Genomic DNA, 24,489 nt, shown 5'->3' with positions numbered 1-24,489 from the left:
CCATGACCCTCACCCTTTTCGGACGACCGTCCACCCGAACCACTCCCCGTCGCCCGCTGCTGCCCGGGCTCAGCGGAAACGTGTCGCTGGCGCTCGGCGTCGCGATCCTGCTCGTGATGATCGTCGTGTGCTTCGGAGCTCCGCTCTTCACGTCGTACTCCCCGATCGCCGTGGACGCCACGAACCCCCTGGCCCCGCTCTTCTCCCCTGGCCATTTTCTGGGCACGGACGAGTACGGCCGAGACCTCTGGACGCGCGTCATCTACGGTGGCCGCTACGACCTCGCCATCGCGTTCGGCGCCACCGCTGTGACCCTGGTGGTCGGCACCGTGGTCGGGGTGGTGTCTGCGCACATCGGCGGTCGGACCGACGCCGTCGTCATGCGTATCGTCGACCTGTTCTTCGCCTTCCCGTTCATCGTGCTCGTCATCGCGATCATCGCTGCGCTCGGGACCAGCCTGATCAACCTGTTCATCGCCCTGTGGGTGGTCAGCTGGGTCAGCTACGCGCGCATCTCCCACGGGCAGACGCTCTCGGCCAACCAGTACGGCTACGTCGTGGCGGCGAAGGCGCTCGGGTTCTCCCACCTGCGGATCCTGTCGCGCCACCTGCTGCCGAGTGTGCTGCCCGGTGTGATCATCTTCGCCATGGTCGACGCCGTCGGCAACGTGCTGCTGGGCGCTTCGCTCGGCTACCTCGGGGTCGGCATCCCCGAGCCCACCCCGGAGTGGGGTTCGATGATCTCGTCGGGTCAGAACTTCATCCTGTCGAACTGGTGGCTGTCGCTGGTGCCCGGAGCCGCGCTGGTGGTGCTGGGCGTGGGCCTGAGCCTCGTCGGTGACGGACTGTCAGACCTGTTGAGGACCAAGCGATGAGAACCGACCACACCGTGACCGCCCCTCAGGCAGCCGTCCTGCTCGAGGCCAACGACGTCTCCGTCACGATCCCGACCTCCGGGGGCATCGTCACCCCCGTCGACCATGTGTCACTGACACTGCGGTCGGGAGAGGTGCTCGGCATCGTCGGCGAGACCGGCAGCGGCAAGACCGTCACCTGCCGGTCGCTGCTGGGACTGATGCCCTCGGCCCAGGCCCGCCACACGGGGTCGGTCACCTACCCCGGGGTGATGGACGAGAACGTGCTCGATGCCGGGCGGGGTGTCATGCGCAAGCACTGGGGCACCTACATCTCCATGATTCCGCAGAACCCGATGACCTCGCTCAACCCGGTGCACCGCATCGGCGACCAGATCGCCGAAGCCATCGCTGCGCACTCGTCGATGCCGAAGTCGCAACGGTTCGAGCGGATCGTCGAGCTGATGACCAGAGTGGGTATTCCGAACCCGCAGAAGCGAATGCGCGACTACCCGCACCAGTTCAGCGGCGGCATGCTGCAACGCACCCTGATCGCCATCGCGTTGGCCGGTGACCCTCGTGTTCTCATCGCCGACGAGCCGACCACCGCGCTCGACGTCATCATCCAGGACCAGATTCTCAGCCTGCTCGTCGACCTGCAGCGAGACCTGGGTACGAGCCTGGTGCTGGTCAGCCACGACCTGTCCGTGATCGCCCAGGTGTGCGATCGCGTCGCTGTCATGTACGGGGGTCAGGTGGTCGAGCTCGCCGAGACGGCCACGCTCCTGCACACCCCACGGCACCCCTACACGAATGCGCTCCTGAAGTCGCTTCCTGGCGCAGTGCCGCGCGACCAGCCGCTCACCGCGATCTCTGGCTCTCCACCGCGCCTCATCGACCTTCCCGACACGTGCCGGTTCCTGCCCCGCTGCACGTTCGCCGACGAAGGCTGCTCGACGTGGACGACGGAGCTGCTGGTGGCCGGCGCTGCAGGCTCGCCGGCCGGTGTCCGGTGTCGCAGGCACCAGGAGATCGACCTTCAACCCCCGTCCCGGTCGGGCCAGGAGACACCGCCCCGATCGTCCCTGGTGGAACCCATGGACTTCTGGGCAGCCCGCTGAACGTCTCACACCCAAGACATCGTCAAAGGAGAAACCGTGTCAGAGAAAAAGCTTCGCGTCGGCGTTATCGGCACCGGTCGCTGGGCCACCCGCTCGCACATTCCCGGCTGGCAGCGTGACCCGCGCGTAGAGGTGGTCGGGCTCGCCGACACCGACGCGGAAGCCCTCGCCAGCGCCGGGAAGGAGTTCGGGATCGAGCGGCTCGAGAGCGACTACCGCCGTCTGGTGGAAGACCCCGACATCGACGTCATCGATGTGGTGACGGGCGACCAGATGCACTTCGAGGTCTCGTGGGCCGCGCTCGAGGCGGGCAAGCACGTGTTGTGCGAGAAGCCGGTGCACTCGGACTATCACCAGGTCATCGCGGCAGCCGACCTGGCCGAGAGCAAGGGCCTGAAGACCAAGCTCGGCTTCACGTTCCGCTACGCCCCCGCCACCATGTACGCGGCCGAGCTGATCGCCCAGGGCTTCATCGGGGAGCCCTACATGCTCAACGCCTTCGAGCAGAACAGCCAGTGGCTGGACCCGCAGACTCCCCTGCGACAGCTGCGCACCACCGACGACGACGCAGAGATCGCGGTGTCCTCCATCGAGGGGTACGGGGCGCCCGTCATCGACATCATGCACTGGTGGATGGATGCCCCCCTGGAGTCGGTCGTGGGCACCATGCGCAACTTCGTGCCGAACCGAGTGGTGCGTGAGACCGGCGAGATGACGCGGGTGAACATCGACGACGGTGACATGTGGATCGCCGAGTTCGGTGGTGGCCGCCTCGCCTCCGTGCAGTCCTCGTTCGTGACCGTCGGGAACTATCCGGGGATCGAAGTGCGGATCTACGGGTCCGAGGGGGCGATCATCGTGCGTCTGGTCGAGGAGGCCGGCATCTGCCAGACGATCAGGACGGCCACGAAGGATTCCGTCGAGTTCGTCGAGCGCGACATTCCCGAGCGCTTCTTTCCCGCCGGTGGCACCTCGAAAGAGCCGTGGCCCTTCCTGTTCTACTCCAACGTGCTGCGTGACTTCACCGATGAGATCCTGGGAGGCGGACCCGTCAACCAGGGTGACTTTCGTCAGGGCGCCCTGGTGCAGCAGACGATCAACGCGTTCGAGCAGGCCCATCGCACCCGCGCCTGGGTGGACTTCCCGCTCGCCGCCGACGGGCGCTGACGTCACGATAGAGCCCATCGACCTGCCTTCGCGACAACAAGGAACTTCATGACCACTTCTGCCATCACCGCCCCTGGCCCCGGGAACAGGCAGCGCGCGGTGCTGCAGCACCGCTCACTGCCCGAGTCGGTTCACGACATTCTCCGGTCCCAGATCCTCAGCAACGAGCTGCCGGCCGGGACGCCCCTGGTGGAGCTGAACCTGGCGGCGGAGTTCGGCGTCTCCCGCACGACCGTTCGCGCTGCACTGCGCGAGCTGCAGACCGAGCGGCTGATCGAGGTGCAGCCGAGACGCCGCACGATCGTGTCGCGGATGTCGGCCGAAGACGTGGCCGAGGCCTGCTACACCCGGTTCGTGCTGGAGTCGGCGTCGCTGACTGACGTGTGGCACCTGGTGCGGCCCGGTCTCCTCGCGGACATGGGCGACGTGGTCGACCTGATGCAGCTCGCGGCCGACACAGACGACGTGTCGGGCATCGTCGAGCTCGACACCGAGCTGCACCGGCTCATCATGGACGCCAGCGGGCATCCGCGCCTCGTCGAGCTGTGGTCGACGCTGAACGGGCAGATGGGTGCGCTGATGCGCTCGACCCTGGATCGCCAGGGCATGTCTTTGGACGAGACCGTGGCCATGCATCGCAAGCTGCTGACCTCGTTCCGGCGCAAGGACCCGACGGTTGCGGTCGCCGCGCTGCGCGACCACTACGTGGGGTCCACCCATGCCTGATCCGATGAGATGGGGCGTGCTGGGAACGGCGAACATCGCCGCGAAGGCGTTCCTCCCCGCGCTGCGCGAAGCGGGCGGAGTGGCCACCGTGGTCGGCAGTCGCTCGGAGAACCGCGGCCAGACATGGGCCGCCGAGAACGGGGTGACGCGCGCCGGCACCTACGAGTCTGTAGTGGCGGCTGACGATGTCGACGCCGTGTACGTGGCGCTACCCAACGACCAGCACTCCGTCTGGGCGGCCGCCGCCCTCGCAGCGGGCAAGGCGGTGCTCTGCGAGAAGCCCATTGCCCTGAACGCCGCTCAGGCTGAGCACCTGGTCGCCGCGGTCGGTCCTGATGACCTGCTGTGGGAGTCGTTCGTCTTCGCGTTCCACCCCCAGACCACGTTGCTGGAGCGCCTCGTGGCCGAGGGACGCATCGGTGACCTCACCGAGATCGTGTCGGAGTTCCACTTCGACATCACCGGTGCCACCGGGAACATCCGCCTGAGCCGCGAGCTCGGTGGCGGGGCGCTGTACGACGTCGGGTGCTACCCCCTTCGCCTCGCCCGACACCTGTTCGGTTCGGAACCGGTGCACGCTGCGACCGCGCTCACCCCGAGCCCCGGCGGAGTAGAGCTCGACATGGCGGCCGTCGTCGACTTCCCGCAGTCACGGCGGTTGATCATGTCGGCCGGTATGCGCCGCCCGATGTCGACCTTCACCCGCATCGTCGGTACGACCGGTGAGCTGCGAGTGACCAACCCCTTCCACCCCACCGCCCGCGACACGGTCGAGCTGTGGGTTGGTCGGGAACACGTCGAGACCTGGCCGGCAGCCTCCGGCTCGGCGTTCCGGCACGCCATCGACCACATCAACGCCGTCATCCTCGGCCAGGCGACGGCGCAACACACCGCCGTGCAGGATGCCGTCCAGCAGGCTCGGTCGCTCGACCTCGTTCGCGCCGCCGCCACGACAGGAGAAGCACGGTGACCCGACCCACCCAGCTGCCCGACCGCCCCTCGGTTCTCATCTCGACCCCACTCGAGCCGGCGCTGGTCGAACGGATCAGGCAGAGCGCCGACGTCGAGGTGCTCTACGCGCCAGAGCTGCTCCCCGTGCCCCGGTACGGCAACGACCACGGCGGGACGCCACCGACCCTCTCGCCGGCCCAGGAACGTGAGTGGCTGCAGATGCTGGCGACCGCCGACGTGGCCTTCGACTTCGACTGGCGCGATCCTGCACAGCTGCTGACCAACGCCCCCAGGCTGCAGTGGGTGCAGGCGACCAGCGCGGGGATCGGGGGTTTCGTGAAGCGGTACGGCCTGGATGGTGGCGAGCTCACGCTCACCACCGCCGCCGGCACGCACGCTGCACCGCTCGCCGAGTTCGCCGTCACCGGCGTGCTGCACTTCGTCAAGGACGTGCCGCAGCTGGTCTCGCGCCAGCGTGAGCACCACTGGGAGCGACACGTCAGTGGTCAGCTCGCCGGTCGACGAGCCACCGTGGTCGGGCTCGGCTCCATCGGACGCCAGGTCGCCACGGTCTTCCATGCGCTCGGCGTGCAGGTGACCGGCGTCGGTCGCTCGGGCAGCACGTACGACCTGCCGAACGGCGTAGCCACCATCGACATCGAGAACCTCGACGACGTGCTGGAGGCGACCGACATCCTCGTGCTGGCGGTTCCCCTGACGCCCGAGACCCAGAACCTCATCGACGCCTCGAGGGTGTCCGCGCTCCCCGCGGGAGCCATCGTCGTCAACGTTGCACGGGGGCAGGTGATCGACGAGAACGCCCTGACCGAGGCGCTCTCGGCCAGGAAGCTGGGCGGCGCCGCGCTCGATGTCTTCGACGTCGAGCCGTTGCCGTCCGCCTCACCGTTGTGGGACCTGCCGAACGTGCTGGTCTCACCGCACTCGGCCTCCACCGCCGCCGTCGAGAACGAGGTGCTCACCGACCTGTTCATCGACAACTTCCGTCGACTTCGGGGCGGCGAGCCGCTCCGGAACGTCTACCAGGCCGGCCGAGGCTACTGAGGTGGCCCTCGAGACCGACGGCGAGGGGGCAGATCGCAGCCAGGCACACGACTGGGGCGATCTCGCCGACGACGGGTCGGCGACGAGCCTGCTGGAGCAGGCGCTGGCTGTGCTGCCCCGCGACGTCGAGTTCGCTGACGTGAGGCTCGTCGAGGCGGAGGAGCTTCGCGCCTACCACCGCCACGAGGGTGACCCCGACGAGCGCCGGGAGTACAACGTGGGGATCGGCGTGCGAGTGCTGGTCGGCGGCGCCTGGGGCTTCGCGTCCCGCCCCTTGGGAGCGTCCGGCGACCCGGCGGCGGCAGCTCGGCGAGCCCTCGCCGTCGCTCGGGCCGGTATCGGCGTCGGCGCTCGCTCGCGTCTGCCGGCTCGCGAGGGCATCTCGGGTCGCTATGCCACCGAGGTCAGGCTCGACCCGTTCGCGGTGGACGACGCGAGCCGTCACGGCCTGCTCGCAGACGTGATGGCCACCATGACCGGTCCGGCCGCCGTTCGAGACGCCCAGGCCGGGGTCAACGCGAAGCGACAGCATCGGCACTACGCCGACACCGAGGGCTCCCGCCAGCACCAGCACCTGATGGAGTCGGGCGCGATGATGGTCGCCACGGCATCCGACGGCCACGACATCCAGCGACGCAGCTACCCGAACTCCTTCCACGGCGACACTGCAGGGGCCGGCTGGGAGTTCGTGCTCGGCCTCGAGATGGTCGCCAACGCCGGCCGCGTCGGCGAGGAGGCGGTCGCGCTGCTGACGGCGCCGGTCGCGACACCCGGCCGCGCCGACCTGGTGATCGGTGCCCAGCAGGTGTCGCTGCAGATCCACGAGTCGGCAGGGCACCCCCTCGAGCTCGACCGCATCCTCGGCGACGAGCAGAACTTCGCGGGAACCTCGTTCATCGGTGTCGACGACGTCGGCCGGCTCCGCTACGGCTCAGCCGCCGTGAGCATCACCTCCGATCCCACCGTGCCGGGCACCCGGGGCAGCTTCGCGTTCGACGACGAGGGGACCCCCGCCTCTCGCACCCCGTTGGTCGTCGCAGGCATCGTGCACAACACCCTGTCTTCGCGTGAGTCGGCTGCTCGGGCCGGCCTGCCGGTGACCGGTGCGGCCCGCTCCGACGGGTGGGCCTACCTTCCGGTCTGCTTCTCCACGCACGTGCACCTCGAGCCGGGGCACGGGTCGTTGAGCGAGCTGCTCGAGCGCCTCGGGACCGGCTACTACCTGGACGACAACCACAGCTGGTCGATCGACGACCGCCGGGTCAACTTCCAGTTCGGAACCGAGGTGGCCTACGAGGTGAAACGCGGACGCAGAGGTCGGTTGTTGAAGAACTTCAGCTACGGCGGGGTGACCCCCCAGTTCTGGGGCTCGGTCGAGGCCGTGGCCGGCCCGGAGGAAGTTCGCAACTTCGGCTACCCCTGCGGCAAGGGCGAACCCAAGCAGTGGGGTTTCCTCAGCCATGGCGCGGCCCCCATCCTCGTTCGTGACCAGCGGATCGGGGTGGCCTGATGGCGACAGCCCCGATGAGCGATGACGCGTTCGGGCCTGCCGTCGACCTCGACGCCGCGCTCGAGACCCTCACTGCGGTCGTCAGCGGTTCGGGTGCCGACGAGTTCGACGCGTTCCTGACCGGCCGCAACGGGCAGTACACCCGGTTCGCCGGAGACCGCATCCACCAACCGCAGGACATCGTCGAGGTGCAGGTGATGGTGCGGGCGGTCGTGAACGGCCACGCGGCGCGCGCCTCCACGAGCAGCCTGGCCGGTGCCGCGCAGGCCGCGGCGTCGGCCGCCTCGTTCGCGAGGGCGATCGCCGCCGGCTCGTCTGCGCCCGGCGGCCATCGGGTCGCGACCCGTCAGACCTTCGGTACCGGACCGGTCGGGCCGCCGCGTTCGTTGCTCTGGTTCGACGACACAGCGGCGTTCGACGAGGCCGCCCGGGTCGAGCAGGTGCGGGCGGCGATGATCGCCGCGGGGGTGGGTGGCGCCACCGTGGCCGGCATGTTCGGGCGGGCGGCCACCTCGCTCGTGACGGCCACGAGTGGCGGCGTCGAACGGGCGACGCTCGCCACGGAAGCGCTGGCGAGCTGTACCTTCACCGTCGACGACGGCACGAGCCACTTCGTCGACGTCGGGCGATCGAGCTCGCGCCTGCAGCTCGGACTCGCGATCGAGGCCGGCCTGCAGCAGGCCGCAGCGAGCACGGGTCGAGGTGACCTGGAGCCGGGCGTCTACACGGTGGTGCTCGGCCCGGAGGCGACGGCGGAGCTGCTCGAGTTCCTCCCCAGCTTCGGCTTCTCCGGAGAGCTCGCCGCAGCAGGGGTCGGGCTCTGGACGCGGTCTCGTGGCCAGCAGGTGGCCACTGCAGCCGTCGACATCGCCGACGACGCTCTGGCCGACATCGGCCTGCCGGTCGGCTTCGACATCGAGAGCGTGCCCAAGCAGAGAGTGCAGCTGCTCGACCACGGCGTCGTCGACTCCCCCGTGCTCGACCTCCACACGGCTCGCGTGCTCACCTCCTCCCTCCCCCGGTCTCGGTCCACCGGTCACGCGCACATCGCCCGCGAGGAGGTTCCGGAGACGCGAGCCGCGAACATCGTGATGGCGGCGGGCACCTCGACCGAGGCCGAGCTGATTGCGGGTGTCGACGAGGGTGTCTACATCCAACGGTTCTGGTACACCCGTCCGGTCGACACCACGGCCACCACCATCACGGGGGTGACCCGCGACGCCTGCTTCGAGATCAAGGGTGGGCGCCTCGGCCGCCCGCTTCGTGGCATGAGGTTCACCCAGTCGGTTCTCGAGGTGTTGGCCTCGGTCGACGGGGTCGGTGACCTCCGGCGCTCTTCGCCGGTCATGAACGTCTGGAACGGCGCCATCACCGCTCCTGCCATCCGGGCGCACGGGTTCCGCCTTGGCGCCGCCCCGACTCACTGATCTGTCCTGACGACCCCAGACCGCCTGACCCCGAGGAGTGGAATGACCCTGCTGTGCAACCGCGACCGCCTGGTGACCCAGGTGCTCACCGGCGAGGTGTGGCCCGCGCTGGGTGACCGGCACGGGTATCGCACCGATGCCGACGGGCACCCCTTCCTGCTGCCCGGCATGGGCGCCGTCACTCTCGGGGTGCACCCCGGCGACCCGGCGACCGGCTACGCCGCCGACCACCTGGAGCCCGGCCTTTCCGTGCGTCACCGTGACGAGCGGGCGAACATGGCCCTGCAGTTCCTCACCTGTGTCGGAAACGCGGTCACCCTCCGCTCCGGCCCCTCGGCGGGAGCCGTCGGGCGGGTCATCGGGCAACACGCCTACGTGCTGGTCGATCTCGCCGAGGAGGCGCTCGCGGGAGTCACCGTGGGTGACACCGTGACCGTGCACGCCCGGGGTCAGGGACTGAGGCTGACAGAGCATCCCGACATCGTGGTCAAGAACACCGACCCGGGCCTGCTCGACCTTCTCGGCATCGACACCGGCGCCGACGGGCGACTGCGGGTGCCCGTGGCCACGCGGGTACCCGCTGCGGCTGTCGGGGCGGGCGCCGGGATGTACTCCGAGTTCGCGAACACCGACCTGATGGGGGCCTACCCCGGGCAGAAGTCGGATCTCTCGCTGGGCCTGGAGGGGCTGCGGGTCGGTGACCTCGTAGCGCTGGACGACCAGGACCACCGGTTCGGCCGTGGACACCGACCCGGGTTCACGACCATCGGGGTGATCAGCACCGGTCACTGTCGGCTGTTCGGTCACGGCCCGGGCCCGAGCACCCTGCTGTCGGGCCCGGCGTCGGCGTTCGACGTTCGCATCGACGACGCAGCCAACCTTGCCTCGGCCCTGACCACGATGGGAGACCTCTCATGAACACCCCCACGCTCGTGGCCACCAACGTGGCCGGCGTCGTCGAGCACCCCGGTCTCGACAACAACCCGTACCTCATCGATGTCGATGGGCGCCCCTACGTGCCCATCGGTGACGGAGGGGTTGTGCTGGGAATCTCACTCGGAGACAGCGTCTTCGCCTTCGACACCGATCACGCCAGCGCCGCGGTGTCGCTGGTCCATTCCGACCCGGCCGCGCGGTACGCCCTGACCGCGTTCGCCTGCCTGGGCAACGCGGTGACGGTGCGCAGCGGCGCCGCCGCGGGCGCCGGCGGCGTCGTGCTCGGCAAACGGGGCGAGCAGGGTCGGGTGCTGGCCTGGTTCCCGCCCGAGACCCTGGCCACCATCGTCCCCGGCGACGCCATGTCCGTGCGGGCCTACGGTCAGGGGGCCGGTCTCTCAGGGGCACTCGCCGAGCGGGGGGCCGAGCTGCTCAACGTCGACCCCGGCATCCTGCCTCGGCTCGGGGTAACCATCGGCGATGCACAGGTCTCGGCGACGGTGCGCGGTGTCGTCGGCTCGGAGGTCGTGGGGAACGGGCTCGGCCGGCCGGCCCACCAGTGGGACCTCGACCTTCAGGTTGACGCGAGCAACGCCGACCGGCTCGGGTTGCATCGCCTGGCGATCGGTGACCTGGTGGCGGTCGCCGATCTCGACGTGCGGCGCAACGCCGGGTACCGCAGGGGGTGGGTGACACTCGGAGTCGTGGTGACGACGACGAGCCCCCGCCCCGGCCACGGGGTGGGCATGATGCCGATCTTCTCGGCCCCACGAGCGACCGTCGAGCTCGAGGTGCGACCCGACGACCATGTTGGAGTCAGCGCGAGCCTGCTCACCGAGCTGGCCGGCCGGTGACGCTGAAACGGGGACTCGCTGCCCCCAACTTCGCCGTAGACCCCCACGACCTCGTCGAGCTCGGGGTCGCGGCTGAGAAGGCGGGCTTCGACGGGTTCTTCCTCTGGGACCACATCCTGTTCAGCAACGACGGTGTCGGCCCCGACATCCTCGACCCCTGGCTGGTACTGGCCCTGATCGCCGACGCGACCGAACGCATCACGATCGGCACGATGATCACGCCGATCTCTCGCCGACGACCCGCGGTGCTCGCCCGGCAGACGGCCACCCTCGACCGGATCAGCAACGGCCGGCTCGTGCTGGGCGTCGGCATCGGCTCGCCCGCCCAAGGGGACTTCGCCCTCTTCGGCGACGAGGCGGATGCCGTGATCCGCGCCGAGATGCTCGACGAGGGGCTCACGGTACTCGAGGGGCTCTGGACCGGGGAACCCTTCACGCACCAGGGCAAGCACTACACGGTCGACGGGGTGAGCTTCACCCCGACACCGGTGCAACGGCCGCGAGTTCCCATCTGGGTCGGCGGCACACTGCCACGCAGACGGCCCATGCTCAGGGCGGCCCGGTGGGACGGCGCGGTGCCCATCACGTGGGCCGACGGCCGACTGGCCCGACCCTCTGTCGAACAGATCGCCGGCGTTCGTGACCTCGTGGCCGACCACCGTGAGCCCGGAGCCTCTGCGTTCGACCTCGCCGTCTGGGCCGAGGTGACCGATGACCCCCGGCAGCTGATGACCGAGCTGCCCGACTACGTGGACGCAGGTGCAACGTGGTGGATCGAGACGGCGAAGCCCGAACCCGGCTGGCACGCCGAGCTCGTCGAGCGCATCGGGGCCGGCGTCTGAGTCAGGTTCTCACTCAGGGTCTGAGCCGACCGATGGCGCCGTCGCGTGCTCCCGGCCTGGGTGACCATGACCATGACGGGGGTGCCCGGTGTCGCAGGTTGCGGTGAGTCTGGCCGGTCTGCGGGCCATCGAGGCGCTCTCGGCTCATGGGTCGATCTCTGCGGCCGCCGTCGCGCTCGGGTACACCCCCTCTGCCGTCTCACAACAGATCCTCAGGCTGGAACGCGATCTTCACCAGAGTCTGGTCGAGCGTGGCGGCCGGCGCGCGACCCTGACGCCACCCGGCGAGATCCTGGCCCTGTCGGCCCGCCGCATCATCATCGAGCTCGAGAGCATGAACGCCACGCTGCAGGCGGCGGCTCAGACGGTGACGGGTACGCTCACCGTCGCCGCCTTTCCCAGTGCCGCCAGAGGTGTGCTCCCCATCGCGATGAGCCGGCTGCTGGCTCGCTGGCCACAGCTCGAGCTGCGGCTGCTGGAGGTCAGCTCGCATCGGGCCGTAGACCTGGTGGCCGGTGGAGGTGCCGACCTCGCTCTCGCGCACGACTGGATCGGCGTGACCATGGACGTACCGACTGACGTGCAGACCCGACACCTCGGCGACGATGTCTCCGACGTACTGGTGAGCACGGCTCACCCACTGGCCTCCAGCAGCGACGTCGCCCTCCAGGACTTCGTGAACGACCCGTGGCTGTTCGAGCCCGGTTCGGTGGCCCACGAGTTTCTGCTCCACGCCTTTCGCGAGGTGCCGGACCGGGTGTCGCTCGGACACATGATCAGTGAGTACGCCACGCAGGTGGAGATGGTCGGCGCTGGTCTCGGAGTGGCCCTCGCACCCCGGATGGGACGGGGCCTGCTGCCCAACACCGTTCGGGCGGTGGCGGTGCGGTCACCACCACTGCGCCGGGTCTTCGGGGTGTGGAGGTCGTCGTCGCAGGGACGTCCGGCGATCGCGGCGGCCCTGGCAGAGCTCGAGCGAACCTGTCGCCCACCGGCCGATCAACCCAGGTAGACGATCGCGTCCAGCTCGACCTTGACCTGGCGCAGCCCCGCGACCACCGTCGTTCTCGCCGGAGGCGTGTCGTCGAAGAACTCGGCATAGGCCCGGTTGAACTCCTCGAAGTCGGAGCCGTCGGCGAGGTAGGCGGTGATCTTGACCGAGTCTTCGAGCCGTGCGCCCGCCGCGGCGACGATCGCCGAGAGGTTGCGCAACGTCAGCCGGGTCTCGGTGGCCACGTCGGCAGGTTCGTAGGTGCCGTCGGCGCGGCGAGGCACCTGCCCCGACACGAACAGGAAGTCGCCCGCCCGAACCGCCTGCGAGTAGGGGCCGGCGGGTGCCGGCGCGTCGGCTGCGCTGATGGCCTGCTTCATTGCTGCTCCGTTCTGTCACCGACTGTTCGCCGGTGCCCAGGATCATTGGGCGGTTGGGTCAGGACTCCCCGCGCAAGGCGGCCGTCATGCGTTCGAGAGCGGCGGCCCACTCCCGTTCGTCACGGGCGTAGCAGATGCGAAAATGGTTGCTCCCCGATGGCCCGAACTGGTAGCCGGGGCTGACCACCACGCCGGCCTTCTCCTGCAGAACCCTGGCCGCCTCGAGGCCTGAGATACCGAGCCCGGACACGTCGGGCCAGAGGTAGGCGGTTCCCGACCCGGCGGCGACGACCAGGCCCGGCACGGTGAGCAGCTGCTCGATCGTGGTGCGCCGGATGTCGTGCAGCTCCGCTACGCGCTTGGCCACGAAGTCACCGTCGTCGACGAGCCACCTGGTCAGCACGTGCTGGGCGTAGGCCGGTGCCCGGAGGCAGAGCATCGCAAGAGTCTGTTCGACAGCGTCGATGACGGGCGCCGAGCTGACGACGACCCCGACACGGTAGCCGCTCAGCGACTCCGTCTTCGAGCCTCCCAGCAGGGTGATGGTGCGGTCGGCCATTCCCGGTTGGGCCGCCAGATGGGTGTAGGGGACGTCGTCGTAGACCAGACGAGCGTAGAGCTCGTCGATCAGCACGAGGAAGTCGTCGCGAACGGCCAGCTGAGCCAGGCGGGCCACGGAACCCGGGCTGAGCACGGTGCCCGTCGGGTTGTTGGGGTTGGAGGTGATGAACAACTTGATGCCCGTGCTGCTGTACAGGTCGAGCTGGTCGAGGTCGGGCTGCAGACCTGAGGTGGTCGAGACGAACGGAAGCCGACGTACCTCGGCGCCCAGGAAGGCCAGCATCCGTTCGACGAACAGGTACTCGGGATCAGCGAGAACGACGACGTCACCTTCATCGACGACGGCGCTCAGCACGGCGAAGAGGGCACTCTGGGTGCCGGCCGTGATGGCGATGTTCCTCGACGGGTCGATCTCGACACCCATCAGTCCCGAGACCGAGCGGGCACAGGCTCGGCGCACCTCGTCGCTTCCGCGATACGCGGTGTAAGCCGTCGTGCCGTCGGCGGCCGCCGCGGCGAACGTGCTGATGGCCCAGTCGGGCGGAGGAAACCGCACGGTGTCGAAATGCGTGGTGTCGAGAAGCCCGCCTCCGGCACCGTTCAGGCCCAACGAGAGGTCTGCCTCCCTGACCGTCATGCCCAGCTGCTCGCGGCGCCCGGGCAGATGCGTCCGTTGAAGCCGCTGCGATTCGACGGCTCGCTCGGAAAGGTTCATTGAGGTGGTCCTCCGACATGGGTTAAGAGCAGGCCCGGATGACTTCGAGTGGGCCTGCGATGCTCTCGCCGAGTATCGCTGGCTCGGTCACCGGCGAACAAGCGCGAGTCCTTGGTGGTTGGCGTTAAGTTCGACTTCACATCGTCCAAGCGACTGCTTCCGGCCCTGTGACCGGCCCTGTGACCGGCCCTGTGATCGGCCCTGTGATCGGGCACCGCCCGCTGGCCGAAGCGGCATCCAGGGTGACGTCAGCCTCGTTCGTACAGCGCCCGGGTGCCGCAGTCGCGAAACCCGAGCCGTTGGTAGAGAGTCCGCGCAGGGTTGTCGCACCCCACCGCGAGCCACGTCAGGGACGCGCCCCGCTTGGAGATCGCCGTCAGCGACCGAGCGATGAGATGGGCGCCCAGACCGCGCCCGCGCCAGGCGGGCACGACCCCGACCTCCTCGATCCAGTTCTTGGAGATCGTGACGAACCCTGCGACGTGCCCGTCGCGGTCAAGGGCGACGCGCGAGTCCTCAGGCTGGAAACCGCGCTGTTCCCGCAGCCACCGGCCCCAGGCCTGGGCGCTGCTGGCGTCGTAGCCGGGCTGGTCACAGAACGAGGCGGTGTACGCGTGCTGGAAGGCCTCAGAGGTGTCGTCGGTGAAAGGGATCGTGAGGATGTTCTCGGGTAGGCGCACGTTGGGGATGGCCCGCATGGGGTGGCACATCACGGTCTCGGCCAGAACCCGCCGCAGACCGAGTCGCGAGAAGAGCCGCTCGGCCTCGGGGCTCATCGAGTCCATGACCAGGCTGACCGGCCCCCCGGAGTGCTCATCGACCCAGGCGGCCAGCTCCTCCCCGATGCCCCGCCCCATGACGGCCGGATCGACCAGGGCGGCGGCGATGCGCTCGCCGGCACCGTTGCGCCCGACCGCCGCCGCGGCGACGATCTCGCCGAGCTCATCCCGGCCACAGATCGCCGTGTTCGTCACGAACACCTTCTGCAGGTGCTCGGGGTCGGCGACGTCCGGCAGGCCGCCGTCGCGGTCGAGGCAGGCCTGACCCAGTCGCACGAGATCGTCGACATCGTCAGGTGTCGTCGACGACCAGTTGAGGTGGCTCACAGGTGGGGACCACACCCCCAGCCCGCTGGGCTCGCTACCGCTGTTGGGCTGCTCACGCTGCACACTCTAGGGTCCTGCGCACCGAGAGGGCGGGTAGCGTCGCCTCATGGCGAAGAAGCAGTGGTCTGACCTGACGACCGGCCAGCAGAAGATGATCAGCGTGGCCGGCGCGGCGGAGGCGATTCTGACGGCAGCGGCGGTGTACGACCTGGCTCGGCGTCCGGTCGGCCAGGTCCGGGGTCGCAAGTCCCTGTGGGTGCTGGCGTTCTCGGTCCAGCCTTTCGGGCCGATCGCGTACTTCGCCCTGGGCAGGCGCTGAACGCCGGTGGGCAGGTGGGCAGGTGGGCAGGTGGGCAGGTGGGCCATGACACGAAACTCCCAGCATCGCGTGCGAGGGTCGAAGCTCACTCTTCGGACCACCACTAAGGGGTAGGTGACGGGCCTTGTCGCTGCTGGGGACTCCCTTGGTCGTCGTGCTGGCGTTGGCGGCGATCCTGGTTCCACTGGTCACGGTCTGGAGCTGGAACCGCCTGCGTGGTTCGCGGGTGGCCCGTCACTCGACCCGGCTGGGGCTGTTGCTCGTCGGGCAGCTGGTGACGGTCGCGCTGGTCGGGGTGCTGGCCAACGACTACGGCCAGTTCTACACCTCGTGGAGTGGCCTGTTCGGCCAGACGGCCCGCCCGACGGTCACGACGTTTGGCGCCAAGGCAAGTGCCGCCATGAGCTCACGCCACCCGCAGGCCACCCTGGGCCCGGCCACCAGCCGCATGCAGGTCACCGGCAACACCGGCTGGAACACCCCCGCGCAGTGGGATGCCGGCGGAAAGGTCGTTGCGGTGCAGATCACCGGCTTCCACTCGAAGCTGGCTGCTCCTGCGGACGTGTACCTGCCCCCGCAGTACTTTCAGTCGGCATACGCCCACCAACGGTTCCCCGCGGTAGAGGTGATGACCGGCTACCCCGGTTCTGCCCTGAACCTGATATCCCGGATGAACTATCCGCAGGCGGCGCTTGATCTGGTGAGGGCGGGCAAGGCCAAGCCGATGATCTACGTGATGCTCTCCTCCACCGTGGCCCCACCTCGTGACACGGAGTGCACCGACGTTCCCGGCGGGCCCCAAGCAGAGACGTTTCTCTCCACCGACCTGACCGAAGCCGCCCAGCACGCGTTTCGGGTGCAGCCGGGTCACTGGGGCGTGATCGGAGACTCCACCGGCGGCTACTGCGCCGCCAAGCTGACCATGCTGCACCCCGGCATCTACGCCGGCGGAGTGTCCTTGTCGGGCTATTATCACGCCCTCGACGGAGGTACGGCCGGCGACCTGTTCCATGGTTCCTCGGCTCTGCAACACGCGAGCGACCTGCGGTGGCGACTCGGGCACCACGTTGCCCCGCCCGTCTCCCTGTTCGTGACGATCGGCCGAGCCGAAGACAGCGACGGGCAGGGTTTCGGGGCGACCATGCAGTTCGTGCGTATGGTGAGGCAGCCGATGCAGGTGACCCTGCTGGTCGAACAGAACGGCGGCCACAACTTCACCACCTGGGATCGTGAGCTACCGCGGGTGCTGTCGTGGCTGTCCGCCAAGGCCAACACCAGCACTGCGGCGACCACCTCTTCGACCTCCTTGGTGGCGGCCGCCGCCAAGGAGGTCGCACCGGGGTGAACGATCTTTGCCAGGCGGACGGTGACCCTGAAGTCGGCGGCGCACGACAACGGCCCCTGATCTGCGCTTCCGCAGGTCAGGGGCCGGTTGGTGGTGGGCGATACTGGGATCGAACCAGTGACCTCTTCCGTGTCAGGGAAGCGCGCTACCGCTGCGCCAATCGCCCAGGTGTCAACAAATGATGCTGTTCGAGGTGGAGACGGGATTTGAACCCGTGTACGCGGCTTTGCAGGCCGCTGCCTCGCCTCTCGGCCACTCCACCGTGTCGGCAAGGTTCTGCTCGATTTGCCTCCGAGCGGACAACCGGGCTCGAACCGGCGACCTCAACCTTGGCAAGGTTGCGCTCTACCAACTGAGCTATGTCCGCGGAAGCACCAGCGGCGTAACTGCTCCGCTCGGTGCGAGGTCGACATTAGCCGATCACCCGACGAGACACCAAACCCGATGCCGGGGTGTCGTCTGCGACCTCGCAGGTCAACGTTCGTCGGCCTTCGTCGGCGTGCTGCGCCGTTCGTCGGCGTCCTGGGACCCGCGCAGGCCGTGCGCGAGCTCCCGTTCGATCGCCTCCGCCAGGGCCGAGCGCTCGAGCTTGGCGAACTGCTGGTCCCGGGCCCGCTGACGGGCCTCAGGATCGTCTGTCAGAGCCGCGGCCTTGACCTCGCCGGCTCCGCCCGCCGGCTGGTCATCGGTTGGACGCTCGGAGCCCGTCGGGGCGTCGGGAGCCACGAAGACGGCCCGCACCCGAGCCCAGATGCGCTCACTGAGACCCTCGTGCAGCTCGACCGGCCACACGATGCGGGTCGCCGCGTTGAGCCCGGCCCCGATGAGGATCGCGATGGCAAGCGTGTACAGCCAGATCAGGAGCACGATGGGGGTGCTGAGGGGTCCGTAGATGGTCGAGCCTCCGAGAGAGGCCTCGAGCGCCATCCGCACCACGACCGACGCGAGCAGCCAGATCGCCAGTGCGAGCAGGGCGCCCGGGGTGTCACGCCACCACGTGCCGCGCCGCGGTGTGGCGATGTGGTAAAGCGTGGTGAGGCCGGAGATGCTGAGCAGCACCACGAACGGCCAGTAGACGATCGTCACGAAACCGAGCTGGTCGGGCAACCAGTCACCGATCAGCTCGGGCCCGATGAGCACGAGCGGCAGCACCACGATGATGACGACCATGCCCAAGGTGTAGAGCGCGAGACTGAGGGCTCGCATGTGCACGATCCCGCGAACGTCCTTCTGCCCGTACATGATCGAGATGGTGTCGACGAACACGTTGAGCGCGCGCGAACCAGACCACAACGACAGCAGGAAACCGATCGAGACCAGCTCGGCCCGGCCCGTCTTCAGCACGTCCTGGATCGTCGGCAGCAGGATGTCGACGATGGTCGAGTCGGTGAGGAACTGGGACGCGTAAGCCCGAATGTGCTCGATGACCTGTTGCACGGTGTCAGGCCCCACCAGGCTCCCGACGAACCCGACGGCGCCGAACAGTCCGAGCACCAGGGGTGGCAGCGAGAGCAGCATGAAGAACGCCGCCTCAGCGGCCAGACCCGTCACCCGGTAGTCCAGGCAGACGTTGAAAGTGTGCAGCGTCAGCCGAGCGACCGGCATCCCGCCCGGGATCCGCTCGATCACAGCGCGACCGCGGCTCTTGAGAGTCATTGCCCTCGAGGCTATCCGTCCGCAGCCGTAGGGGGGCGCTCCTGCACCCGGTGTGGGACTGGACCTGGCCGCGGCGTCCTACAGTCACTGGGGTGAGCACCCCCCAGCCCCACAACCAGCCCCCACCCTTCAGCGGGCGCGACCTGCTCACCGAGGACCCGGCCCTGCTCGAGGCCCTGCGTCGAAGCGGCGGCGAACCCTCCCCCGAGCTCGTGCGTTGGGGCCGTCTGGCGGGCTCAGCCTCCGCACAGGAGCAGGGTCGCCTCGCCGACACCCATCCGCCCGTGCTGCACCCCTTCGACGCCCGCGGCAACCGGGTCGACGAGGTCGAGTTCCATCCCGCCTGGCACTGGCTGTTGGCGCAGTCGGTTGGAGCCGGCCTCACCGCCGGCCCGTGGACGGCGCCTTCTGACACCGGCGCGCACTCCCGACGCGCCGCGGGGTTCATGCTCTGGTCACGGGTCGAGGCCGGACACCTGTGCCCCGTGTCGATGACCTACGCGGCGGGCTCGGCGCTCCGTCACGACGAGTCGCTCTCCGCTCGCTGGCTCCCGCGCCTCGCCAGCCGGGAGTACGACCCCCGCATGATCCCGCTCACCGAGAAGACCGGCGCCCTGGCCGGCATGGGGATGACCGAGAAGCAGGGTGGCTCCGACGTACGGGCCAACCTCACCCGGGCGCTCCCGGTGGCCGAGGGGCCGGTGCCTGGAGACGCCTACCGGCTCACCGGTCACAAGTGGTTCTGCTCGGCACCGATGAGCGACATGTTCCTCGTGCTGGCCCAGGCGCCCGGTGGGCTCACCTGCTTCGTCGTGCCCCGGGTGCTCGACGACGGGACGCGCAACCCGTTCGCGCTGCAACGGCTCAAGGACAAGCTCGGCAACCGGTCGAACGCGTCGAGCGAGGTGGAGCTCCACGACACCTGGGGTAGTCGTCTCGGCGACGAGGGGCGCGGCGTACGCACCATTATCGACATGGTGGGGGCGACGCGGCTCGACTGCGTGCTCGGCTCGACGGCGACCATGCGGGATGCCGTGTCGCGCGCCGTCCATCACGCGCGGAACCGCTTCGCCTTCGGGGCCCTGCTCGTCGACCAGCCGCTCATGCGCAACGTGCTCGCCGACCTGGCTCTCGAAGCCGAGGCGGCCACACTGCTGGCCATGCGACTGGCGCAGGCGTTCGACCGTGGCGAGACCGACCTGGCCCGCCTGGGTGTGGCCCTGGGAAAGTTCTGGGTCTGCAAGCGCACCGCGCCTCTCGTGGCGGAGGCCCTCGAGTGCCTGGGCGGGAACGGCTACGTGGAGGAGAACGGCCTCGCCCGCCTCTACCGCGAGGCCCCGCTCAACTCGATCTGGGAGGGGTCGGGCAACGTCAACGCCCTCGACGTGATCCGAGCCCTGTCTCGCGAGCAGGCGGCTCTGGGGGCCCTCACCGCCGAGCTGCACCGGATGCGGGGCCGTAGCAACGAGCTCGACAGGTTCACTGAATCGGCGCTGCAGCAGGCCCGCTCACTCGACCCCGCGTCACCGTCAGCCGCGTTCGAGGCTCGCCGAACGGTCGAGGCTCTGGCCATCGCCCTCCAGGGCGCGTTGGTGGTGGAGCACTCCCCCGCCGCCGTCGCTGACGCGTTCGTGGCGGCCCGCGTGGTCGGCGCCCACGGACACACCTTCGGCACGCTTCCCGCCGACCTGGCGTCAGCGGCATCCGAGCTCATCGCGCGAACGGGCTGAGCGGGCTGACCGGCGCGAGGGTGAGCCCACCGGTCAGCTCTCGGCCAGCCGCGCCTTCTCTGCCTCGACGTCGAAGTCGGCCGCCGGCCACTGGAGGTCCATGGCGCGCAGGGCCTCGAGCAGCAGCTGCTGCACCGCGAGACGGGCGTACCACTTGCGGTCGGCCGGCACGACGTACCACGGCGCTCCCACCGGGGACGTCTCGTCGAGCACCGCCTGGTAGGCCACCTGGTACGCGTCCCAGTGCAGCCGCTCGTCGACGTCTCCGGGGTTGTACTTGTAGTACTTGTCGGGCCGGTCGAGGCGCTCGGCGAGCCGGTCCTTCTGCTCGTTCTTGGAGATGTGGGTCATCACCTTGATCACGGTCGTCTCAGCGTCGGTGACCCGGTGTTCGAAGTCGTTGATCTGCGCGTAGCGCTTCGACCAGACCGGCTCGGGCACGAGGTCGTGCACTCGCACGATGAGCACGTCCTCGTAGTGCGACCGGTCGAACACGCCGAGCTCACCGGGCTCCGGCAACGCCTTCTCGATGCGCCAGAGAAAGTCGTGGGCCAGCTCCTCCTTGGTCGGGGCCTTGAACGCCGTCGCCTTGACCCCCTGGGGGTTCACCGAGATGACGTGGCGCATGATGCCGCCCTTGCCGGAGGTGTCCATCCCCTGCACGACGAGCAACAGCGCGCGTTTCGAGCCGGCGGTCGACTCGGCGAACAGCCGTTCGAGCAGGTCGGACAGCTCGGCCTCGGACGCCGCGAGGGCGGCCTTGCCCTCGAGCTTGTCGCCGGAGAAGCCGGGGGTCGAGCGGGTGTCGACGTCGCTGAGCACGAAGCCCTTCGCGGCGCGCAGCGCAGAGCCGAACTCGGCGATCTCGGTGACCGCCTCCTGCTCTGCCTTGGCGATCGCCACATCGGACTCGATCTTCTTCTGGCGCGCCTTGACCGACTTCTTGTCGTGCTTCTTCTTCTTACCCATGGCCTCATGATGCCGGAACGGGGCCGCCCGCTGCGGGATGCCGAGCTCGAGGGTTCGGCGAGCAGGATGGACAGACATACTGACGGTATGCGACTTCTCGTCTCCGGCTCGTCCGGGCTCGACCCGTTGGCCGAGCTCGACCGGGCAGCCCTCTTCGCTGCCTATCGGCCGCCCGCGAACGGCAGTCCCGACGCGGGGTGGCTGCGCTGCAACATGGTGACCTCGCTCGACGGTGCCGCCACCGGTGCCGACGGCAAGTCGGGCTCGATCAACAATGCGGCCGACCATGCGGTCTTCGAGGTGCTGCGCGCCGCGAGCCACGCTGTCGTCGTCGGAGCGGGCACCATTCGGGCAGAGGGCTATCCGCCGCTCTCGGTCGCCGAGCCGCTCGTCGGGCTACGGCGCGCCCGAGGCCTTCCTGACGCGCTGCCGCTCGTCGCGGTCACCCATCGCGGTGAGGTCCCCCCTACCCTGCGGGGGTACCGTGACGGCTCGGCCCTCATCGCGATGCCCGGTCGCGCGCCCGGACTCGCCCGCGCCAGAGACGATCTCGGCGAAGCAAACGTGCTCGTCTGTGGGGGCGAGTCCCTCGACCTGAGAGACCTGGTCGACCAGCTGCACGCCCGCGGGCTGACCCAGCTGCTCACCGAGGGCGGCCCGTCACTGCTCGGTTCCTTCATCGCGGCCGGGCTGGTCGACGAGCTCTGTTACACCATCGCTCCCCATGTCGTCGGGGGCGAGCATCCCCGCACGGTCGGCGTCGACGGCACCTCGGCGACTCTCGAGCTGGCGCTGCTCGTGGAACAGGACTCGACGATCATGGGTCGCTGGTTCGTGCAGCGATAGTCGCGCGGCAGTCGAACCGCTCACACCACGTCAGAGCTCACAGAGTGGCCACGAACTCCGTCACGACCCGCTCCCAACGCTCTGGGTCGATGTTCCACTCCTTGCAGTGCCGCGCCACCTGCCAGCGTTCGAGACGAACCAGGTCGGGTCGTCGTGCAGCGAGCTGCGCAGCCGGCCCGATGGGCACGAAGTCGTCGCCTTCAGAGGCGATCAACAGCACTCGGTGCCGCAGCTCGGCAGCACGCGCGACCCAGTTGGTCAGGGCCACGTCGACGGGCTCGACGACGCCGACCAGGCGTTTCGAACCCCTCGACGCCATCAGCCGCTGGGCCAGACGCACCAGCGGTGGGGGAAGGTTGTGGGTGCACGCGTGGTGGGTCAGCACGTCGCCCCAGTCGACCACCGGCGAGTCGAGCACGACCCCCACCACGTGGTCGGCGAGAGCAGAACGCGAGAGCAGCTGGAACACGATCGCGCCGCCCATCGACCATCCGAACAGCACGACCCGCCGGGCCCCCTGGTTGACGGCGTACTGCAGCGCCGCGTCGACGTCGCGCCACTCCGACAGCCCGAGGTTGTAGCGCCCGTCCGGGCCCTTCGGCGCGTCACGGTCGTTGCGGTACGCGACGACGAGGCTGGTCCACCCGGCGTCGCGCAGCACCGGCACGGCCCGGAGTGTCTCCTCCTTGCGCGCTCCCCGGCCGTGCACGAGCACCGCCCAGTCGCCGTTCTGGCGCTGACCGTCTGCGCTGTCGCGCACGCCGAGGCCATCGGCGGCCATCGGCTCGTCGGCGGGCCGCACGAGCCAGGCAGGCATCGGGCCCAGCTCGGAGATGATCGTGACGTCCTCGTCGGGTAGGCCGAGGCTCACCCGGGGGCGGTCGCTGTAGTAGTACTGGTTCCACCGGGCCGGGCCCACCGACAGCTCACCCCGGTCGATGCCCAGCAGGTGCCTCGTCACGGTCAGGGCGTCGCGCTCGATGACCTCGCCGACCCGGGCGTGACCACGACCGCCGTCGAGCCACAGGCCGTACCGACCCGGCACGACCGTGTCGGCACTGACACCGAGGGTGATGGTCAGGTCGTCGTGTGCGGTGATGGCCACGTCGTCGGGCATCAGCTCGTCAGGGGTCAGCACCCGCCTCGCGATGTAGGCCCCGGTGGCGATGGTGGCCGAGGCCACACCGAGCAGGCCTCCGGTGCCGGCCGCGAGCGCCGCCAGCGCCGGCCGCGTGACGAGCTTGCTCTTCTGCACTCGCTCACCCTCGCAGACGAGGCCGGATGCCGGTCAGCCGGCCGGGAGGATGTCGGAGAGGTCGTACGACACCGGCTCCTCCAGCTGCTCGTACGTGCACGAGCGAGGTTCCCGGTCGGGGCGCCACCGGTTGAACTGCGCCATGTGGCGAAAGCGCGCCCCTTCCATGTGCTCGTAACGCACCTCGACGACCCGCTCCGGGCGCAACGGCGTGAAGGAGAGGTCTTTGCCGGAGTTCCACCGGCTCGTCTCGGAGGCCCGTGGGGTGCGGGTGCCCTCCTCCTGCTTCGCCCACGCCCAGGGGTGTTCGTCGAACGAGGTGACGAGCGGTTGCAGCTCTGCGAACAGCTCCGTGCGTCGGGCCATCGGGAACGAGCCGATGACCCCCACTGAGGCCAGCGAGCCCTGGTCGTCGTAGAGGCCGAGCAGCAGCGAACCGATGGCGTCGGGCCCGCTCTTGTGAACCCGGTAGCCGGCCACTACGCAGTCGGCCGTGCGGGCATGCTTGATCTTGAACATGGTTCGCTTGCCCTGCAGGTAGGCGCCGTCGAGAGGTTTGGCAATCACCCCGTCGAGACCGGCCCCCTCGAACTGCTCGAACCACTCCCCTGCAGTCGTGGCGTCGCGCGTCGCCGGCGTCAGGTGGATCGGGGCGGTGGCGCCGGCCAGCGCCTCCTCGAGACGAGCGCGGCGCTGCTCGAACGGCATCCCCGTCAGGTCGTCGTCACCGAGCGCCAGCAGGTCGAAGGCGATGAAGCTCGCCGGGGTCTCGCCCGCCAGCAACGCGACCCGGCTCGCCGCCGGGTGGATGCGCTGTTGCAGCACCTCGAACTCGAGTCGGTCGCCCACCACCACGACGATCTCGCCGTCGACGACGCAACGCTCGGGCAGGTTGGCCCTGACCGCCGCGACGACCTCGGGAAAGTAGCGGGTCATCGGTTTGCCGTTGCGCGAGCCGATCTCGACGTCGTCGCCGTGTCGGAAGATGATCGACCGGAAGCCGTCCCACTTCGGCTCGTACGACAGCGCCCCTGTCGGGATCGACGGGACGGCCTTGGCGAGCATCGGGGCGACTGGCGGCAGCACGGGCAGGTCCATGGTGCCCATTCTCTCCGGTTCGAGGTAGTCAACGGCGGCAGGGCGCGGCCGAGTACCTCGAAGGAAGC

The 24,489-nt window shown here is 69.2% G+C and carries 23 protein-coding genes and 3 tRNA genes; 16 read left to right on the top strand and 10 right to left on the bottom strand.

Annotated elements, in window-relative coordinates; genetic code table 11:
• Positions 1-2 precede the first annotated feature (2 nt).
• From BA895_RS21490 to BA895_RS21435, 12 genes are all read left to right on the top strand, one after another.
• Entirely contained in the window at positions 3-875 is an 873-nt protein-coding gene (locus BA895_RS21490) for an ABC transporter permease (protein WP_083283641.1), read from the top strand.
• A complete protein-coding gene (locus tag BA895_RS21485) occupies positions 872-1,975 on the top strand; it encodes an ABC transporter ATP-binding protein (protein ID WP_070193922.1) in 1,104 nt (367 codons plus the stop codon). The genes BA895_RS21490 and BA895_RS21485 overlap by 4 nt, the downstream gene beginning before the upstream one ends.
• Positions 1,976-2,011: 36 nt before the next feature.
• The gene (locus BA895_RS21480; RefSeq protein WP_070193921.1) at positions 2,012-3,142 is read left to right on the top strand and encodes a Gfo/Idh/MocA family protein; all 1,131 of its coding nucleotides are present in this window, start codon (positions 2,012-2,014) and stop codon (positions 3,140-3,142) included.
• A 48-nt stretch (positions 3,143-3,190) separates the two neighbouring features.
• Positions 3,191-3,868 (top strand): GntR family transcriptional regulator, encoded by a 678-nt coding sequence (locus BA895_RS21475; protein WP_070193920.1) that lies wholly within the window; start codon positions 3,191-3,193, stop codon positions 3,866-3,868.
• Positions 3,861-4,838: a Gfo/Idh/MocA family protein gene (locus BA895_RS21470; protein WP_083283640.1), complete on the top strand. Its 978-nt coding sequence runs from the start codon at positions 3,861-3,863 to the stop codon at positions 4,836-4,838. The genes BA895_RS21475 and BA895_RS21470 overlap by 8 nt, the downstream gene beginning before the upstream one ends.
• Positions 4,835-5,881: a D-2-hydroxyacid dehydrogenase gene (locus tag BA895_RS21465; RefSeq protein ID WP_217493964.1), complete on the top strand. Its 1,047-nt coding sequence runs from the start codon at positions 4,835-4,837 to the stop codon at positions 5,879-5,881. Before BA895_RS21470 ends, BA895_RS21465 begins: the two co-directional genes overlap by 4 nt.
• Position 5,882: 1 nt before the next feature.
• On the top strand, positions 5,883-7,391 hold the full coding sequence (locus tag BA895_RS21460) for a TldD/PmbA family protein (RefSeq protein ID WP_083283639.1): 1,509 nt from the start codon (positions 5,883-5,885) through the stop codon (positions 7,389-7,391).
• Positions 7,391-8,818: a metallopeptidase TldD-related protein gene (locus BA895_RS21455; RefSeq protein WP_217493963.1), complete on the top strand. Its 1,428-nt coding sequence runs from the start codon at positions 7,391-7,393 to the stop codon at positions 8,816-8,818. Before BA895_RS21460 ends, BA895_RS21455 begins: the two co-directional genes overlap by 1 nt.
• Positions 8,819-8,860: 42 nt before the next feature.
• The gene (locus BA895_RS21450) at positions 8,861-9,736 is read left to right on the top strand and encodes a DUF4438 domain-containing protein (RefSeq protein WP_070193918.1); all 876 of its coding nucleotides are present in this window, start codon (positions 8,861-8,863) and stop codon (positions 9,734-9,736) included.
• Complete coding sequence (locus BA895_RS21445) at positions 9,733-10,608, top strand: DUF4438 domain-containing protein (RefSeq protein WP_070193917.1); 876 nt, start codon at positions 9,733-9,735, stop codon at positions 10,606-10,608. The genes BA895_RS21450 and BA895_RS21445 overlap by 4 nt, the downstream gene beginning before the upstream one ends.
• Complete coding sequence (locus BA895_RS21440) at positions 10,605-11,450, top strand: LLM class flavin-dependent oxidoreductase (protein ID WP_083283638.1); 846 nt, start codon at positions 10,605-10,607, stop codon at positions 11,448-11,450. The genes BA895_RS21445 and BA895_RS21440 overlap by 4 nt, the downstream gene beginning before the upstream one ends.
• Positions 11,451-11,538: 88 nt before the next feature.
• Positions 11,539-12,462, top strand: a complete 924-nt coding sequence (locus BA895_RS21435) for a LysR family transcriptional regulator (protein ID WP_083283637.1) — start codon at positions 11,539-11,541, stop codon at positions 12,460-12,462.
• On the opposite strand, the gene BA895_RS21430 is transcribed toward BA895_RS21435, so the two are convergent.
• The 3 genes from BA895_RS21430 to BA895_RS21420 form a co-directional block, all read right to left on the bottom strand.
• Entirely contained in the window at positions 12,450-12,821 is a 372-nt protein-coding gene (locus tag BA895_RS21430; protein WP_070193916.1) for a RidA family protein, read from the bottom strand. The two genes, BA895_RS21435 and BA895_RS21430, sit on opposite strands and share 13 nt — an antisense overlap.
• A gap of 58 nt (positions 12,822-12,879) precedes the next feature.
• Positions 12,880-14,019: a pyridoxal phosphate-dependent aminotransferase gene (locus BA895_RS21425; RefSeq protein WP_254666598.1), complete on the bottom strand. Its 1,140-nt coding sequence runs from the start codon at positions 14,017-14,019 to the stop codon at positions 12,880-12,882.
• Positions 14,020-14,345: 326 nt separating this feature from the next.
• A complete protein-coding gene (locus BA895_RS21420) occupies positions 14,346-15,203 on the bottom strand; it encodes a GNAT family N-acetyltransferase (RefSeq protein WP_070193914.1) in 858 nt (285 codons plus the stop codon).
• Between the two features lie 106 nt (positions 15,204-15,309).
• Between BA895_RS21420 and BA895_RS21415 the strand changes: the two genes are divergently transcribed.
• Positions 15,310-15,522 (top strand): PLDc N-terminal domain-containing protein, encoded by a 213-nt coding sequence (locus BA895_RS21415; protein WP_070193913.1) that lies wholly within the window; start codon positions 15,310-15,312, stop codon positions 15,520-15,522.
• A 124-nt stretch (positions 15,523-15,646) separates the two neighbouring features.
• Entirely contained in the window at positions 15,647-16,867 is a 1,221-nt protein-coding gene (locus BA895_RS21410; RefSeq protein WP_139142821.1) for an esterase family protein, read from the top strand.
• 91 nt (positions 16,868-16,958) lie between these two features.
• On the opposite strand, the gene BA895_RS21405 is transcribed toward BA895_RS21410, so the two are convergent.
• The 4 genes from BA895_RS21405 to BA895_RS21390 form a co-directional block, all read right to left on the bottom strand.
• Positions 16,959-17,033, bottom strand: a tRNA-Val gene (locus tag BA895_RS21405).
• 25 nt (positions 17,034-17,058) lie between these two features.
• A tRNA-Cys gene (locus tag BA895_RS21400) sits at positions 17,059-17,129 on the bottom strand.
• Between the two features lie 32 nt (positions 17,130-17,161).
• Positions 17,162-17,234, bottom strand: a tRNA-Gly gene (locus tag BA895_RS21395).
• 107 nt (positions 17,235-17,341) lie between these two features.
• A complete protein-coding gene (locus tag BA895_RS21390) occupies positions 17,342-18,523 on the bottom strand; it encodes a YihY/virulence factor BrkB family protein (protein ID WP_070193911.1) in 1,182 nt (393 codons plus the stop codon).
• Between the two features lie 92 nt (positions 18,524-18,615).
• On the opposite strand from BA895_RS21390, the gene BA895_RS21385 reads away from it, so the two are divergent.
• Complete coding sequence (locus tag BA895_RS21385) at positions 18,616-20,253, top strand: acyl-CoA dehydrogenase family protein (RefSeq protein WP_070193910.1); 1,638 nt, start codon at positions 18,616-18,618, stop codon at positions 20,251-20,253.
• A 33-nt stretch (positions 20,254-20,286) separates the two neighbouring features.
• On the opposite strand, the gene BA895_RS21380 is transcribed toward BA895_RS21385, so the two are convergent.
• Positions 20,287-21,300 carry a PPK2 family polyphosphate kinase gene (locus tag BA895_RS21380; RefSeq protein ID WP_371327743.1) on the bottom strand — a complete coding sequence of 338 codons (1,014 nt, stop codon included), beginning with the start codon at positions 21,298-21,300 and terminating at the stop codon, positions 20,287-20,289.
• 9 nt (positions 21,301-21,309) lie between these two features.
• On the opposite strand from BA895_RS21380, the gene BA895_RS21375 reads away from it, so the two are divergent.
• Positions 21,310-22,068, top strand: coding sequence for a dihydrofolate reductase family protein (locus BA895_RS21375; protein WP_070193909.1), 759 nt, complete (start codon positions 21,310-21,312; stop codon positions 22,066-22,068).
• A 37-nt stretch (positions 22,069-22,105) separates the two neighbouring features.
• Here the strand turns inward: BA895_RS21375 and BA895_RS21370 are convergent, their stop codons facing one another.
• Positions 22,106-23,323 carry a S9 family peptidase gene (locus BA895_RS21370; protein ID WP_070193908.1) on the bottom strand — a complete coding sequence of 406 codons (1,218 nt, stop codon included), beginning with the start codon at positions 23,321-23,323 and terminating at the stop codon, positions 22,106-22,108.
• 33 nt (positions 23,324-23,356) lie between these two features.
• Positions 23,357-24,421 carry an ATP-dependent DNA ligase gene (locus BA895_RS21365; RefSeq protein ID WP_070194040.1) on the bottom strand — a complete coding sequence of 355 codons (1,065 nt, stop codon included), beginning with the start codon at positions 24,419-24,421 and terminating at the stop codon, positions 23,357-23,359.
• Positions 24,422-24,489: the final 68 nt, after the last annotated feature.

This window comes from Humibacillus sp. DSM 29435, assembly GCF_001758225.1.
GTDB lineage: Bacteria > Actinomycetota > Actinomycetes > Actinomycetales > Dermatophilaceae > DSM-29435.
This window is presented reverse-complemented; position numbering and strand designations above follow the sequence as displayed.

Coding starts and splice junctions, on each gene's coding strand:
- BA895_RS21485 (WP_070193922.1), top strand. CDS start 872: ATGAGAACCGACCACACCGTGACCGCCCCTCAGGCAGCCGTCCTGCTC.
- BA895_RS21455 (WP_217493963.1), top strand. CDS start 7,391: ATGGCGACAGCCCCGATGAGCGATGACGCGTTCGGGCCTGCCGTCGAC.
- BA895_RS21430 (WP_070193916.1), bottom strand. CDS start 12,821: ATGAAGCAGGCCATCAGCGCAGCCGACGCGCCGGCACCCGCCGGCCCC.
- BA895_RS21415 (WP_070193913.1), top strand. CDS start 15,310: ATGGCGAAGAAGCAGTGGTCTGACCTGACGACCGGCCAGCAGAAGATG.
- BA895_RS21390 (WP_070193911.1), bottom strand. CDS start 18,523: ATGACTCTCAAGAGCCGCGGTCGCGCTGTGATCGAGCGGATCCCGGGC.
- BA895_RS21470 (WP_083283640.1), top strand. CDS start 3,861: ATGCCTGATCCGATGAGATGGGGCGTGCTGGGAACGGCGAACATCGCC.
- BA895_RS21490 (WP_083283641.1), top strand. CDS start 3: ATGACCCTCACCCTTTTCGGACGACCGTCCACCCGAACCACTCCCCGT.
- BA895_RS21380 (WP_371327743.1), bottom strand. CDS start 21,300: ATGTCTGTCCATCCTGCTCGCCGAACCCTCGAGCTCGGCATCCCGCAG.
- BA895_RS21450 (WP_070193918.1), top strand. CDS start 8,861: ATGACCCTGCTGTGCAACCGCGACCGCCTGGTGACCCAGGTGCTCACC.
- BA895_RS21365 (WP_070194040.1), bottom strand. CDS start 24,421: ATGGACCTGCCCGTGCTGCCGCCAGTCGCCCCGATGCTCGCCAAGGCC.
- BA895_RS21425 (WP_254666598.1), bottom strand. CDS start 14,019: ATGACGGTCAGGGAGGCAGACCTCTCGTTGGGCCTGAACGGTGCCGGA.
- BA895_RS21445 (WP_070193917.1), top strand. CDS start 9,733: ATGAACACCCCCACGCTCGTGGCCACCAACGTGGCCGGCGTCGTCGAG.
- BA895_RS21375 (WP_070193909.1), top strand. CDS start 21,310: ATGCGACTTCTCGTCTCCGGCTCGTCCGGGCTCGACCCGTTGGCCGAG.
- BA895_RS21475 (WP_070193920.1), top strand. CDS start 3,191: ATGACCACTTCTGCCATCACCGCCCCTGGCCCCGGGAACAGGCAGCGC.